Raw genomic sequence first — 14006 nt, forward strand, 5'->3', positions numbered from 1 at the left:
CAGGGGCGGAACACACTCCGCTGTCATCCTCGGGCGCGCGAAGCGCGACCCGGGGATCCAGCAATCACCGACCTGCCTTGGTTGGCCCACAGGACGTATCAAGACAGGGGTTACTGGATTGCCCGGTCAAGCCGGGCAACGACACTGAATTCGCGGTAAGGGCTGCGCCCCGCCCCCATACTTAAGCGTCATACTGAGGTGCTCGGCGTGCAACGCCGAGCACCGAAGGATGGGACACACGCCGGGGCCACGCCTCCTTCGAGGCTCGCTACGCTCGCACCTCAGTATGACGGGGCTCGAGCACCGGAGAAGAGCAGTCCTTAGCCCCGGTCCTCGGGCATGCGGAGGCGCTCCAGATGAGAGCGCATGTCGATCACGGCGAGGTTCACGCCGCCGACATTGCTGGCCTCCCGCGCGGCTTTGGAGGCCAGGGTCACGATATCCTCGGCGTGCTCGTTGCCGGTCATGTTGGTGAGAATGCCGATGCTCGGGATGAGATAGATCTCCCTGGCATCGTGGATGATGGGCGCATCGAACTGCCGCTTGATGCGCGCGGCGAGATCGGCCGCGTCGGCATCCGCCTTCCCCGCCTCGTGCAGGACGACGAACTCGCCTTCACGCCAGGCGCAGAGAGAGTCGGCCGCTTCGAGGACATGGTCGATCCGGCCGGCCACATTGTCCATGGACCGGCTTTCGGAGAATTCGTTTCGCCCCGCAGTCTCGGGGGGCATGCCGGCAAGGCGGACGACGGCCAGGCTCGCAGGTGCCGCCAGACCCGCCCGCTTCCGCCGAAGGGCCATCTCCAGCCGGTCCAGGAAGACGGCGCGGTCCGGCAGCCTGGTGCCGGGATCGCGCGGCGCCTTCGCGCGGGGCGGCTCGCGCCGCTGGCGCGCGAGATCCGTCACGAAGCCTTCGACGCCGAGGAGCTCGCCGCTGATGGAGAAATTACCCTTTCCGTATTCGTGCACCCATTTCTCGATGCCCTGGGCGGTCCTGATCCGGTATTCCAGCTCGAAGGGTACGTTCTGGCACAAGGAGATCTGCACGCCGTTCCAGACCTGCTCGCGGTCCTCCGGAACGATCAGATCGGCATAGGTCAGCTGCTGGCTGTTGATGAGGGCCTCGGTGGGATAGCCGGTCAGGCGTTCGCAGCCCTTGCTCATATATTCCATCGTCCATTGCCGGTTGTTGCGGCAGCGATAGACAAAGCCGGGAAGGTTGTTGATCAGAGTCTCGACGGTGCGATGGCTGGCGGCACGCATGCTTTCCGCCCGCACCCGGGTGCCCACATCGGTGAGCGTGCCGACGAAGCCGATGCAGCGGTCGTTCTCGGCGATGACGGCCTGGGCGCCCGCCTCCAGATGCATCGTCTCGCCGGACCGGGTCAGGAAACGCAGGACGATTGTCTCCGCCGATTCTGCAGATTGCGGTTCGCCGCGCCGTGCCTCCAGAAAATCGAGCCAGCGTGCCTGATCCTGTGGATGCAGATAGGCGGAGCGCAGAAGCGATCGCGTCTCCTTCAGAGAAAAACCGGTGAGCCGCGACCAGGCCGCATTGACGAAGCAGAGCGTGCCGTTGGGATCGGCCACGAAGACCACCGTGTCGATGGCATCCAGGAGCGACGCAAGCAGCGGCATGGAGGCCGCACGCGGACCGGACGCCGTGGGCGCCGGAAACTCGCCTTCCTTGACCAGGAACTGGGTCAAGCTCTCGATATGGGCGGTCATGTCCACAGGCAGTCGGCTCTCAGTCAGTCCTGGTCCCCCGGTTCTTACCCGGCTATTGGCCCCGATGCCGCGCACGCGCGCATGGGTGTTTCGCTAGCTTAGCGCTTGACCAACGCTAGCAGGAGACGGTGCGGGAACAAATGCGGAGTACCCCCTGGGGGGTAGCGGGCGGGCAGCTCAGCTTGCAGTCAGAGCCCAGACGGCGGCTTCAAGGCGGGATTGCAGGTTCAGCTTGCGGAGCAGGTTCTTGACGTGAACCTTGACCGTGCCGTCGCTGATATTGAGCTCGCGGGCGATGTGCTTGTTGCTCTTGCCGGCGCAGATGAGGTGGAGGATCTCCCGCTCCCGGGCGGTCAGGCACTCCTCGCTGGGGGGCGGTGACGGCGCGGTGCCCTCCCGAAGCGCGCCAACGAGCAGGCTCATGAGAGGCTCCACGAAGACGGTTTCGCCGCGGACCGCCTGGCGGACCTTCTCCAGGATCTCCTCCGGCTCGGCACCTTTTAAGAGATACCCGTCGGCGCCCGCGCGGACCGCGCCCAGAAAATCGTTCTGGTTCTCTGAGACGGTGAGCATGATGACCCGCGCCTTCAGGCCCGATTGCTTGATGGCCTTCAAAGCCTCAAGGCCGCTGCCCTCCCCCATGTTGAGATCCATGAGGATGAGGTCCGGATCGAGCGCTCCGGCGAGGGCAGTGCCTTCGTCGGCGCTGGCCGCCTCACCGACGACTTCGATATCGGGCTCGCCCCCGATCAGCTCGGCGACGCCGCGGCGGAACAGCGGGTGGTCGTCGACAAGAAGGACGCGGCAGGATGGCTCGCTCATACGGGCAGCTCCACATTGACCGTCTTCGAGGCCGCGCCTCCACCGGGCAGGCTGACGGTCAGGCGCGTGCCCCCGCCGGCTCGGTCCTCGATCGAGAAGCTCCCGTCGAGGCTGCGGGCCCGTTCCTGCATGATGGACAGGCCATGATGGGACTGGGCGTCGCCGGTCGCTGGCTTCGTGCCGATGCCGTTATCGTCCACCGTGAGATGCACGGCACCGTCGTCCTTCAGGCGCAGCGAGACCCAGCAATAGCTGGCATGGGAATGGCGCACGACATTGCAGAGTGCTTCGCGAAGGATGAGCAGCAGCTGCATTTCATCGGCGACGGAAAGCTTGCCGGCGGAGAGCCGGTTGTCGAGATCGAAGGCGATGGAGCTGCGCCCTTCGAACTCCTCGATGGAATCCTCCAGGGCCTGAGCAAATGTCCGGCCGTGCATGGTCAGCCGGAAGGTCGTGATGAGCTCGCGGAGCTGGACCGATGCGGTGGTCAGCGTGCTGCGCAGCCTCTCCATGGCCTCGCCGGCCTCGCCCGGCTGCGCTTGGGCCTTATCCAACGCGCCTTCCTTAGCCAAAGCGGCTTGGAGCATGCTCACCTGGATCTTCATGTAGGCCAGGGACTGGGCGAGGGAATCGTGCAGCTCCCGGGCGATTGCCGCCCGCTCCTCGCTTTGGGCGTTGCGCAGCTTCATGCGGGCGGAGCGGGCGCTGTAGAGCACGCCGGCCAGATAGTCGCCATATTCGCGGGCCGCGTCGATCATGGCAGGGGAAACATGGCCGGCTTGGCCCGGCAGCCTCAGCAGGAGAATGCCTCGGCCGCTTCTGCCCTGCTCGAACCCCTGGATGAGGATGGTCGCGTCATCGTCCTCAGGATCTGCGCGGGTGATCGGGGCCGGCCCCGCGCGCTCCCTGAGAGACAGATCGCGCTGATCGTGAACCAACCGGATCCAGCGGTCGCGGTCCTCCGGCGTGGTCGAGGCGAGAAGGACAAGCTGGCGGCCGCTTTCGGTGCCGACGAAGATTGCGCCGGCTTCCGCGCCGGATAGCTGAAGGATGTGGTCGAGAACGAGATTGAACGGCTCAGCCGAATCCGGATCGGCGAGGAGCTGGGTCAGAACCTGATTGAGGAGGCGAATCTCGCCATGTGCGGCCGGCCGTGGCGGGGCGGCCTCCGGCGCCGGAGATTGCCGTTCCGGCGGGTCGACCCTGGACCGGTCGGCCCGCGTCGCCAGCCTGGCGCCACGGTCGGCGGTCATTTGAGCCTCTCCCTCATAACCGAACACCTCCCACCTGCAATTCCGGTCGCCGCAGCGAAAGTCACATCCGGAAAAGCCGTGGTCCCGTAGAGGTTTATCTCAATACCAGAAACGCGAGCGGGCATTGGCTCAGTCTACTGATCTTTGCAGGAATAGCATTGAATCATTCGCATCAACAGTGCCGGGGTCACTGGCTAGAGGGGCGGATGAGCCCGGCTTTCTGACCAGACCGGCTCGAAGCCGACGATCTCGGTGTCGGCATCCAGATTGGGGTTGAAGAGAAAGTTGTGCCACCAGGTGGCTTCGCGCAGCGGATCGGACCGATCGAGCTTGCGGACGTTGCAGCTGAGATCGAAGCGCCGCGAATAGGCCTGGAACGTGAGCACGCATTGGCGCGCTTCACGCAACCGCGCCAAGCCGGGCGAATCCGGCTGGAAGGTCGCCGTGAGGAGGCCTGCGAACTCTTCGGGCTTCTGATAATAATTTGCGGAGAAGAAGGTCAGCGCCTGCTCGCGGCGCTGGGCCGGGTCCATGGTCTTGCGCGCCATATGCATCAGCTCCGGCGTGACAGATGCTTCGGGCTTGCGTGGCATGACTGTGATGACGTGACCGAGCGGCTCATCCGCGCCCGCCGGGGTGACCAGCGGCATGATGGCGTCGTCGGGGCGGCCGCCGTTCTCCCGCATGACAATCTGCCGGACCCGGCATTGCCAGCGCTGGAAGGCATTCTTGAGCGGATTCTCGAACAGCTCTGATTGGGCTTGTGCCGACACACTCAAACTCCCTTTTTCACATCTCCCTCGAACGAAGGGTGCGCTCCCCCGCAAATCGCGGAGGAGCGCCGTCTTGAATCGGCCTTTTCGGCCTAGAGATGGAATATCTGGTTGGCGGCGATCACCAACCCGATACCCGTGGCCAGAGCGACGTAAGGCCAAATGCCCGCGCGACGGACGGTCAGGTCGCGAGAACTCATATGCAGATCGTCGAGCATTTCCTTCGGGAAATGACCGCCATCCTGAATGTAATGGCGGTATGCGAAGATCGGCACGATGAGCGCCGCGGCGATCACGCCGGACATCAGCGTGCCCTCGCCCCACACATTGGCACCCGCGCCCAGCAGCACCGCATTGACGAAGCTGAAGAACACGGCGGCGACCATGATCGGGGTCGGGCACCTCCACGGCCGGGGCGTCTCGGCGCTATCGATCCGATGGATCCAGCCTGCATGCAGGTTCAGGAAGTTGAAGATCAGATAGCAGCAGTTGGAGACGGCCAGGACGAACAGATAGTCCGACATCATCAGCAGACAGAGGTTGAAGCCTAGATCCGTCCACATCGCATGGGTCGGCGCGCCGTGATGGTTCACATGGTTCAGATAGCGCGGCAGCCAGCCGTCCACCGAGCCCTGATAGAGAGTCCGGGAGGAGCCGGCCATGGACGTCATCACCGCCAGCAGCAATGCCATGATCAGCATGACCACCATGAGCGAGAAGACCACGGAACCGCCGCCGACCATGTGCGCCATGGCGCCCGCGACGGCAGAGCCGTCGACGATGCCCGGTTCCAGCATGCCCTCAACGCCGAGCACGCCCTGGAAGGTCAGCGGAACCAGCGTGTAGACCAGAATGCAGAGCAGACCGGCCGATAGGATGGCCTTGCTGGTGTCCGAGCCGGGATTGCGGAACTCCGACGTGTAGCAAATCGCGGTCTCGAAGGCGTAGGCCGACCAGGCCGCGATGAACAACCCGCCGAGGAACAGCGTCCAACCGGAGATGTCCCAGGTTCCTTCCGTCACCGCGCCGTCAGCCGTGAAGGCGAGCGGCTTCAGAGGGAACAGGTTGCTCGCAAGCACGTCGCCCGTCAGCAGCGGCACGATGCCGACAATGAGGAGCGGAATCACCACCGCGAGACCGACGACCATCTGGAAACGGGCAGCCCGCAGAACGCCGCCGTGCTGGACGGCGAAGACGCAGAGCAGGATCAGAGCACCGATGACGAAGGTGGAGTCGATCCGGACCGTGAGCCCCTCCTTCAGCGCGTCGAGGCTGAAGAGGGTGATCTTCCAGGTCCGCAATGCCGATTCCGGGTCGAAGAAGACGTTCAGAATATAGCCCGCGGCCAGACCTGCGCCGATCGCGAGAACCGGCGTCCAGGCGAGCCAGTTACACCAGACCGAGATCGGTGCGAGCGACTTACCGTAGCGCACCCAGGCGGCTGCGCCGTAGACGGATGCGCCGCCGCTCTTGCTCGGGAAAAGCCCGGCGATCTCGGCGTAGACGAATGATTGAATAAAGCCGATGCTGACCGACAGAATCCAGACGACCCAGGACGGCGTTCCGACCGTTCCGGCAATACCACCAATCGAAAAGAGAACGAGCGCGGGCACGCCACTGGCGAGCCAAAACGCACCCTTCCAATCAATCGCTCTATGGAGAGACTCGCTCTCCACTGGCCCCGCTGCGGAGCCTGCTACCTCTGTTGTCATCATTCCCTCCCCTGGGAAGCAATCGCTACTGTTGCTAGATTTTCGGCGGCAAGCGCTGCGGGTGCTCCTTTCCTTACGCCGCCTATCCCTCTGTAGCCGCGATCTGCGCACCTCTTCCGCCGTTCGCATGGAAGAAGACGTGCGGGATCACGACGATCTCTCGCCTGGCTTTTGCCGATTGATTTTTTGGGCGAGAAAAAAAGAAAGGCCGGCGCAGAAATATTGCGCCGGCCGAATCCCCAATCCCGGCATCGCGCAGCCCGCTACGCTCCGGAAGATGGAGGGCTTGCCGGGGGGTGCGTAGCGGGCGGCGATGTCCGGTCCGGGAGTGCATGGCTAGAACTTCATGTACGCCTTGCGCAGGGTGACCAGCGGATGCCGGTCGGACATCTGGAACTTGATCAGCAGCTCGCGTGCGATCATGTCCCGGTCCTGCTGGTTGTCAGGAAGATCGATGGAATCCGGCACCCGGACCCAACCGTTGATGTTCCTGTCGAACACCGCGGGTTTGCCTTCCTCGTAGCCCATATGGATGTCTTCGAGCCAGTTGAGGTCTTCCCACCCCATCACCTCGATATACTCCTTGAGGAAGGGGGTGAGCCGGTCGTAGTCGGGCACGAGGTTGACGTCGTACCGGTAGCCGATGTGCTGGCCGATTTCCTTCTCGCGTTCCGATTCGAGGCCCGAGGAGTCTTTCAGAAACTGATCGACGTCCTTGATGTCCGAACCTCTGTATTGTGTTCCCGCCATCGGGTCCTCCTAGAGATGGTGATAGTCTTCGACGCCGACCGTGTAGTCCGTGCCGGCGAGCGGAACGCCCGCAATGGCCGAAGCTTCCATGGTCAGCGCGGCGAGATCTTCGGGCTCGAGGCTGTGGATGTTGGTCTTGCCGCAAGCGCGGGCGAAGAGCTGTGCCTCGATGGTGAGCGAGTGCAGGAAGTTGTAGACCCGCTCGGCGGCCGCATCGGGATCGAGGCGCGCGCGCAGCTTGGGATCCTGGGTCGCCACGCCGACCGGGCAGCGCCCGGTATGGCAGTGATAGCAGTGCCCAGCTTCCACACCCATTTCCTCGGGGAAGTCGGCTTCCGGGATGTCCTTGTTGCAATTCAAGGCCATCATGGCGGAGTGACCGATGGCGATGGCGTCAGCGCCGAGCGCGATCGCCTTGGCCACGTCGGCCCCGTTCCGGATACCGCCGGCATAGACCAGGCTGATCTCGCCGCGACGGCCGAGATCGTCGATCGCCCGCCGGGCCTGGCGGATCGCCGCCATGCCGGGAACGCCGGTGTCCTCGGTCGCAAGATGCGGACCCGCGCCGGTGGAGCCTTCCATGCCATCGATATAGATGGAGTCAGGATTACACTTCACCGCCATGCGGACGTCGTCGTAGACGCGCGCCGCACCCAGCTTGAGCTGGATCGGGATCTGCCAGTCGGTGACTTCGCGGATCTCGTTGATCTTCAGCGCCAGATCGTCCGGGCCGAGCCAGTCAGGGTGACGGGCGGGGGACCGCTGGTCGATACCGGCCGGCAGCGAGCGCATCTCGGCGACCTGGTCGGTCACCTTCTGGCCCATCAGATGTCCGCCGAGGCCGACCTTACAGCCCTGCCCGATGAAGAACTCGCAGCCATCCGCCAGCACCAGGTGGTGCGGGTTGAAGCCGTAGCGGGACTGAATGCACTGATAGAACCACTTGGACGAATAACGCCGCTCGTCCGGGATCATTCCGCCCTCGCCCGAGCAGGTCGCCGTGCCGGCCATGGTGGCACCGCGGGCCAGCGCCGTCTTTGCCTCGTAGCTCAGCGCACCGAAGCTCATGCCCGTGATGTAGATCGGGATGTCGAGCTCGAGCGGCCGCTTGGCCCGCGGGCCGATCACCGTCTTGGTATCGCATTTCTCGCGATAGCCCTCGATGACGAAGCGGGTCAGCGTGCCCGGCAGGAAGGTGAGGTCGTCCCAATGGGGTATCTTCTTGAAGAGCGAGAAGCCCCGCATGCGATACCGGCCGAGCTCAGCCTTGATGTGAATGTCGTCGATGACACGGGGCGGAAAGATAAAGGAGTCTCCCAACCGGTAGACATCGCGATCCGTCTTGTGCTTCGACGGCACCTTACCGTTCTCCATTTCTTGATCCTTTCCCTGACTAGAGGATGAGCTTCTTTTCGGACGGCTCGAGGTTGTCGTAGTTCCAGAGCTGCTTGCCGGCGACGATCTTGGTGAAGTGGTCGACGCCTTTTTCGGGAAGCATCTCGTACTGCGTGAGCTTCCGGGTCAGCCAGGCACGGTCGAGGTCCGTGAGCTCGGTGGGAACGGCGTCCACGCCGAGGGACTGAATGTCACCGCCGACATAGATGGTGCCGTCGTACATGGAGTCGCCGAGGTTCTTGCCCGCGTTGCCGCAGAAGACCATTCGGCCGCGCTGCATCATGAAGCCCGACAGGGCGCCGGTGTCGCCACCGACGATGATGCTGCCGCCCTTCATGTCGATGCCGGTCCGGGAACCGACGGAGCCGCGGCAGACCAGATCGCCGCCACGCATTGCGGCGCCGAAGGTGCTGCCGGCGTTCTTCTCCACGACGATCACGCCCGACATCATGTTTTCGCCGCAGGACCAGCCCACGCGGCCCTGGATGCGGACCATGGGACCGTCGATGAGGCCCACGCCGAAATAGCCGAGGGAGCCTTCGACGATCAGGTTGAGGCGGCTCAGGATGCCGACGCCAACGGAGTGCTTGCCGCGCGGATTCTTGATGACGATGGTGCCGTAGCCCTCCTTCATCAATTCGCGAATCCGCTCGTTGACCTCGGTGGTCATCAGCTTGTCGCTGTCGATCTCCGCTCGTTTGTTGAAGTCGACATCGGGAAGCCACGGATAGGTGAAGCGCTCTTCCTCCTCCGGCTTGAACTCGATGAACATCGAGCGTCCGGTGAGCTCTTCCGTGGTCATGCCGAGAGCCTTGACCCGGTCCTCCTGGGTCATCTCCCGGAGTTCGGTATCGCTTACGCCTGCCATACCCGCACCTCCTCATCGTAAGGGTCGTAAGTGTCGATCTCTTGCGGAAGGATGGCGCGGATCGCGACCTCCTCGGAGGCCATGGCGATCAGGTCGTCGCTTTCGTAGAGAACGAGAGGCTTGGCGGCCATGGTGTCCTTGGCCATGCCCAGCTGGTCCTTGGTGGCGACCAGATAGGTGAAGACGCCATCGATCTCGTCGATGGACTCGCGCAAGGAGTCCTCGAGGCTCGCGCCCTCGGCGAGATTGTGCGCGGTGTAGACCGCCAGCAGTTCGCTGTCGCAATGGGACATGAACCGGTGGCCCGCGCGCTCCATCTTGCGGCGCATGATCCAGTAATTGGTGATCTGGCCGTTATGGACGACGGAAACGTCGTTGTAGGGGAAGGCCCAGTAGGGATGGGCGGAGCGGATATCGACATCGGATTCCGTCGCCATCCGGGTATGCCCGATCCCGTGGGAGCCATCGAAGTGGCCGAGCTCGTACTGTTCGGAGACGGTGGTCGCGTCGCCCAGGTCCTTGATGAGCTCCAGGGAGTTGCCCAGGCTCAGGATCTCGACCTTGTCGACATCCTCGATGTAGCGGGCCAGGTTCTCCATGTCGCCGTCATAGCGGATGATGAAGCGCTGGGCGTAAGGCGTCGCTTCCTGGCGGTCGCGAACATCCACCCCCTTTTCCTGCATCCGCCGCTCGACTTCCTGGAGACGCTCCTCGACGATCTTCTCGTTCTGGAAGTCCACATGGGCGTCCATGTCGTCGGAGCGCTCATCGAGCTTCAGGCGCATGATGTACTCGCCCGGATGGGGCGGACCGTAGACCGCGAACCCGGTCGAGTCCGGTCCCCGGTGTTTCAGCGCCTGCAGCATGGAGGTCATCTCCTTGCCGACATTCGCGACCTTGCCTCGGTGCATGAGGCCGGCGATTCCACACATTTTGGTTTTTCCTCCTTCGATAGAGTGTTTTGTCGTGGCGGGCCGAGCCCGCTCCTTCGCGTTACGGCAGGTAGTCGAGATAGGTCTCGAGGTCCCAGTTTGTTGTGGTGTGCATGAAGCGTTCCCACTCGTCGCGCTTGTACTCGTCGTAGAGGCGGTACATCTCGCCGGGCATGGCGGATTTGACGACGTCGTCCTTGGCCAGCGCCTCGAGGGCGTCGCCGAGGGACATGGGGAGCTTCTCCACCTTCTTGCCTTCCTCGATGGCGGCGTAGATGTTGCGCTCCTCCGGCTTGCCGCAGGGGATCTCGTTGTCCAGGCCGTCATCCATGGCCTGCAGGAGACCGGCGCCCATCAGATACGGGTTCACCATGGAGTCCACGGAGCGGAACTCGAAGCGGCCGGGCGCGGAGATGCGCAGACCCGTGGTGCGGTTCTGGAAGCCCCAGTCCTTGAAGACCGGCGCCCAGAAGCCGGTGTCCCACAGACGCCGGTAGGAGTTCACGGTGGAGCAGCCGATGGCGGTGAGCGCATCGAGATGCTTGGTGATGCCGCCGATGGCGTACTGGCCGATCTGGCCGGGCATCTGGCTGTCGTCGCCTTCGGGCATGAAGGTGTTGTCGCCGCCGGAGCGATAGGTGAAGACCTCGTCCTGGCCGGCGCGGACCTTCTGGCCGAGCGGCTTGACGCCGTCCTCGCCGCCCTTCCACAGAGAGATGTTGTGGTGGCAGCCCGAGGCGGACACGCCCATGAAGGGCTTGGTCATGAAGCAGGCGATGAGGTTGAACTCGCGGGCGACCTGGGCGCAGATCTGACGGTAGGTGGTCAGGCGGTCCGCGTTGCGCACGACGTCGTCATAGGTCCAGTTGAGCTCCAGCTGGCCCGGCGCGTCCTCGTGGTCGCCCTGGATGATGTCGAGGCCCATGGCGCGGGAGTACTCGATCACCTTCATGTAGACCGGGCGCAGGCTCTCGAACTGGTCGATGTGATAGCAGTAGGGGTTGGAGTAGCCGCCGTTGGGCTGGCCGTTCTCGTCCTTCTTCAGCCACATCATCTCCGGCTCGGTGCCGCAGCGCAGATGCAGGCCGTGCTTCTCCTGGAAGGTCTCGTGGAGGCGGCGGAGATTGCCGCGTGAATCGGCGGTGAGGAAGGCACCCGGATCCTCACGCTCCTCGCGGTTGCGGAACAGCGTGCAGTAAAAGCGGCCGACGCGCTTGTCCCAGGGGAGCTGGCAGAAGGTGTCGGGCTCGGGGATGCCGACCAGCTCGGCGGCCTCGGGGCCGTAGCCGAAATAGTCGCCGTTGCGGTTCGTGAACAGATTGACCGTGGCGCCATAGACGAGCTGGAAGCCCTTCTTGGCGATGGACTCCCAATGGTCGGCCGGGATGCCCTTGCCGCAGATCCGGCCCGTGATCGACGGGAACTGCAGATAGAGATACTCGATCCCAAGCTCGTCGATCTGCCGGCGAACCTCTTTCACCAGCTCAGCGCGGCCGGGGGCGTCTACAAAATTCTCAATGTCCGTGCTCATAAGGCCATTCCATTCCCAAGCTTCAGTCTGAGCGTAACGTTGCTCAGAGGGAGACCTTTGGCAAGGCCAATCGCGGACCAATTTTTGGGCTTTTGCCTAAATATCGGGCGGCAGTTGAAGTGATGAAAAACAGGTCATGGCCTGAAATCGGGTGTCCGCAACCTGCTATTGGTCCTGTTATGGCAATAAAAACAATATGTTATGAATATGGATCGGAACGCCAGATTTGCGCCCAGCAGGGCGAAGCAGGTTCGTAAGCTGAGGGCAGTGGTTCAGAGGATTGTGTTTTGGTTCAGGAGGTCGTATAAAGAGCGAAACCAATCAGAGACCAATTCAGCAGGCAAGCCGCTATGACCGCTGTAACCTCACCGATTTCCGCCATGCGCGCGGGGCTGAATGCAGAGACCCTGGAGCCGGAGCGCGACGCCGAGCTGTCGCAAGACGATCCGCTTCGCGCGCTCAATGACCTGGCCGATCATGGCGAGGGGAAGAAACGTTCGGGGCGGAACGCGTCCTCGATCACCGATCAGCTAAAAAACGCCATTGAATCGGGCGTTTACAAGAAGGGGTCACAGCTTCCGCCGGAGCGGGATCTGGCCGAGAGCTTCGGGGCGGCACGCAGCACCGTGCGGCGGGCGCTGGACCGGCTGGAGCGGGCCGGCTTCATCTCCCGCAAGGTGGGTAGCGGTACCTTCGTCAATTGGTCGGCGGGGCTGGATGCGCTGGAGGATATCTCCGACGCGGTGAGCCCTCTGCAGCTCGTTGAGATGCGGTTCGCCATCGAGCCCTATATGACCGAGCTCGCCGTCCAGCACGCGACGCGCCAGGAGCTCAAGGCCATGGAAGAGCTGCTCGACCGGCTGGAGGCCCTGGAGCATGACAAGGATGCCTTCTCCAAATGGGATGCGGAATTCCACCTGTCTCTGGCGGAGGCCTCCCGCAATCCGCTGATCGTCTTTTTCTATAAGCAGATCAACGAAGTGCGGCTGCATGCTCAATGGGATATGCAGAAGGAGAAGACCCTGCACCCGGCGCGGATCGCCACCTATAACGATCAGCACCGCGAGATCTTCAATGCGCTATGCGAACGGGACGCGGAGACTGCGAAAGGTCTCATCCGCGAGCACCTGACGCTTGCCCGCAACGACCTCATCCACAATCAGAGCGACTAAGACTCAATCGGCTGAGGCGAAGCCCTGCTTCTTGCGCTCTACTTCTTGCGATTCTTGCCGAAGCGCATGTCGAGGCCGTTGCTGCAGTCGGTCTGCAGGAAAACGGACTGCACCGGCTCGGCATAGGAGTTTAGTCCGCCGGAATCGGCTACCTGCACATTGACGAAGCGGTTGTAGCAGATCTCCGTGGAGCGGATGTTCGGCGCGCGCTTGATGCGGATCGGATTCGGGCCTTCGAACACGTTGCGCATGATGCGGACCTTGGCGATCTTGCCCTTCCAGCCATTGATGCTAACGCCGCCGCCGACATTGTTGGCGAATTTGGAGTGCTCGATATCCACCTCGCGCACTACCTCATGGTTCTTGTTGGGCTCGATATCGATGCCGGCGCCAGGCGCCGTCCCTTGGGTGTCGCGGAATTCGGAGCGGGTGACGAGAATCCGGTTGCCGCTGATGATGGAGAGGCCCTGGCGGCGGTTGCCAAGCGCCCGCACGGCGCAAAAGGCGATATCGGCGGATTCTTTTAGGTAGAAGCCGTCGCCCCACATCTCGGTCGCGGTCACGCCTGCGATGGTGACGCGCCGAGCCTTGGGGCCGATCTCGATCCCCATGCCGCGCCCGCCATCTTTACCCTTGTGGTGTCTACGGTCGCCAAGGATCGTCCCGCCGACGATGTTGACGTCCGATGCGTTCTCGACCGTGAGGGCGGCATAGCTCTTGGAGTCGTTGGGGATGAGCTTTAGCACGGCGCGGTCGGCGAGCTTCAGGGTCATCTTGCTCTTGAGCGCCAGGGACTTCTTGCCCGTCGCGCGGACCATATAGGTGCCGTTGGGCACGTGAACCGTGCCGCCTGTGCCGGCCACGGCGTCGATGGCCTTCTGGATCGCGCGCGTGTCGTCAGTCCGGCCGTCGCCTTTGGCGCCGGTGTCCCGCACATTCACCACCCTCTTGGAGGGCGTTTGGATGGCGCAAGCGTCGGCGGTCGCGGCGTGCGCCGGCACGGCGAGGGAAGCTGCCAGAAAGGCGAGGATCGCGAGGAGGGGGCCGAAGCGCTGCATGGGGGATCCGGGG

At 63.3% G+C, this 14006-nt stretch carries 12 protein-coding genes; 1 reads left to right on the forward strand and 11 read right to left on the reverse strand.

What is annotated here, in order from left to right:
- Nucleotides 1-320: 320 nt before the first annotated feature.
- The 10 genes from ACFQ2F_RS07625 to ACFQ2F_RS07670 form a co-directional block, all read right to left on the reverse strand.
- Nucleotides 321-1727 (reverse strand): PAS domain-containing protein, encoded by a 1407-nt coding sequence (locus tag ACFQ2F_RS07625; protein ID WP_379090640.1) that lies wholly within the window; start codon nucleotides 1725-1727, stop codon nucleotides 321-323.
- Between the two features lie 177 nt (nucleotides 1728-1904).
- Entirely contained in the window at nucleotides 1905-2549 is a 645-nt protein-coding gene (gene narL / locus ACFQ2F_RS07630) for a two-component system response regulator NarL (RefSeq protein ID WP_379088072.1), read from the reverse strand.
- On the reverse strand, nucleotides 2546-3802 hold the full coding sequence (locus ACFQ2F_RS07635) for an ATP-binding protein (RefSeq protein WP_379088075.1): 1257 nt from the start codon (nucleotides 3800-3802) through the stop codon (nucleotides 2546-2548). The genes narL and ACFQ2F_RS07635 overlap by 4 nt, the downstream gene beginning before the upstream one ends.
- A 194-nt stretch (nucleotides 3803-3996) precedes the next feature.
- Nucleotides 3997-4575, reverse strand: a complete 579-nt coding sequence (locus tag ACFQ2F_RS07640; protein ID WP_379088078.1) for a hypothetical protein — start codon at nucleotides 4573-4575, stop codon at nucleotides 3997-3999.
- A gap of 92 nt (nucleotides 4576-4667) precedes the next feature.
- Nucleotides 4668-6287, reverse strand: a complete 1620-nt coding sequence (locus ACFQ2F_RS07645) for an APC family permease (RefSeq protein WP_379088081.1) — start codon at nucleotides 6285-6287, stop codon at nucleotides 4668-4670.
- Nucleotides 6288-6623: 336 nt separating this feature from the next.
- Nucleotides 6624-7037, reverse strand: a complete 414-nt coding sequence (locus ACFQ2F_RS07650) for a hypothetical protein (protein ID WP_379088085.1) — start codon at nucleotides 7035-7037, stop codon at nucleotides 6624-6626.
- Between the two features lie 9 nt (nucleotides 7038-7046).
- Nucleotides 7047-8411, reverse strand: coding sequence for an FMN-binding glutamate synthase family protein (locus ACFQ2F_RS07655; protein WP_379088087.1), 1365 nt, complete (start codon nucleotides 8409-8411; stop codon nucleotides 7047-7049).
- A gap of 19 nt (nucleotides 8412-8430) precedes the next feature.
- Nucleotides 8431-9300 (reverse strand): GltB/FmdC/FwdC-like GXGXG domain-containing protein, encoded by an 870-nt coding sequence (locus tag ACFQ2F_RS07660; RefSeq protein WP_379088090.1) that lies wholly within the window; start codon nucleotides 9298-9300, stop codon nucleotides 8431-8433.
- Nucleotides 9288-10232 (reverse strand): glutamine amidotransferase, encoded by a 945-nt coding sequence (locus ACFQ2F_RS07665; protein ID WP_379088093.1) that lies wholly within the window; start codon nucleotides 10230-10232, stop codon nucleotides 9288-9290. Before ACFQ2F_RS07665 ends, ACFQ2F_RS07660 begins: the two co-directional genes overlap by 13 nt.
- A gap of 61 nt (nucleotides 10233-10293) precedes the next feature.
- The gene (locus tag ACFQ2F_RS07670) at nucleotides 10294-11763 is read right to left on the reverse strand and encodes a glutamine synthetase family protein (protein WP_379088096.1); all 1470 of its coding nucleotides are present in this window, start codon (nucleotides 11761-11763) and stop codon (nucleotides 10294-10296) included.
- Nucleotides 11764-12113: 350 nt separating this feature from the next.
- Here ACFQ2F_RS07670 and ACFQ2F_RS07675 point away from each other — a divergent pair, with 350 nt between their 5' ends.
- Nucleotides 12114-12935, forward strand: a complete 822-nt coding sequence (locus tag ACFQ2F_RS07675) for a FadR/GntR family transcriptional regulator (protein WP_379088099.1) — start codon at nucleotides 12114-12116, stop codon at nucleotides 12933-12935.
- Between the two features lie 38 nt (nucleotides 12936-12973).
- On the opposite strand, the gene ACFQ2F_RS07680 is transcribed toward ACFQ2F_RS07675, so the two are convergent.
- The gene (locus ACFQ2F_RS07680) at nucleotides 12974-13993 is read right to left on the reverse strand and encodes a glycosyl hydrolase family 28-related protein (protein WP_379088103.1); all 1020 of its coding nucleotides are present in this window, start codon (nucleotides 13991-13993) and stop codon (nucleotides 12974-12976) included.
- Nucleotides 13994-14006 lie beyond the last annotated feature (13 nt).

Origin of the sequence: Methyloligella solikamskensis (assembly GCF_042676065.1) — a bacterium.
In the GTDB taxonomy this organism is placed as follows: domain Bacteria; phylum Pseudomonadota; class Alphaproteobacteria; order Rhizobiales; family Methyloligellaceae; genus Methyloligella; species Methyloligella solikamskensis.

What these genes read in the sequence shown, in the direction of transcription:
- ACFQ2F_RS07625 (WP_379090640.1), bottom strand. Translation starts at nt 1,727, where the DNA reads ATGACCGCCCATATCGAGAGCTTGACCCAGTTCCTGGTCAAGGAAGGC.
- narL (WP_379088072.1), bottom strand. Translation starts at nt 2,549, where the DNA reads ATGAGCGAGCCATCCTGCCGCGTCCTTCTTGTCGACGACCACCCGCTG.
- ACFQ2F_RS07635 (WP_379088075.1), bottom strand. Translation starts at nt 3,802, where the DNA reads ATGACCGCCGACCGTGGCGCCAGGCTGGCGACGCGGGCCGACCGGTCC.
- ACFQ2F_RS07645 (WP_379088081.1), bottom strand. Translation starts at nt 6,287, where the DNA reads ATGACAACAGAGGTAGCAGGCTCCGCAGCGGGGCCAGTGGAGAGCGAG.
- ACFQ2F_RS07650 (WP_379088085.1), bottom strand. Translation starts at nt 7,037, where the DNA reads ATGGCGGGAACACAATACAGAGGTTCGGACATCAAGGACGTCGATCAG.
- ACFQ2F_RS07655 (WP_379088087.1), bottom strand. Translation starts at nt 8,411, where the DNA reads ATGGAGAACGGTAAGGTGCCGTCGAAGCACAAGACGGATCGCGATGTC.
- ACFQ2F_RS07660 (WP_379088090.1), bottom strand. Translation starts at nt 9,300, where the DNA reads ATGGCAGGCGTAAGCGATACCGAACTCCGGGAGATGACCCAGGAGGAC.
- ACFQ2F_RS07665 (WP_379088093.1), bottom strand. Translation starts at nt 10,232, where the DNA reads ATGTGTGGAATCGCCGGCCTCATGCACCGAGGCAAGGTCGCGAATGTC.
- ACFQ2F_RS07670 (WP_379088096.1), bottom strand. Translation starts at nt 11,763, where the DNA reads ATGAGCACGGACATTGAGAATTTTGTAGACGCCCCCGGCCGCGCTGAG.
- ACFQ2F_RS07675 (WP_379088099.1), top strand. Translation starts at nt 12,114, where the DNA reads ATGACCGCTGTAACCTCACCGATTTCCGCCATGCGCGCGGGGCTGAAT.
- ACFQ2F_RS07680 (WP_379088103.1), bottom strand. Translation starts at nt 13,993, where the DNA reads ATGCAGCGCTTCGGCCCCCTCCTCGCGATCCTCGCCTTTCTGGCAGCT.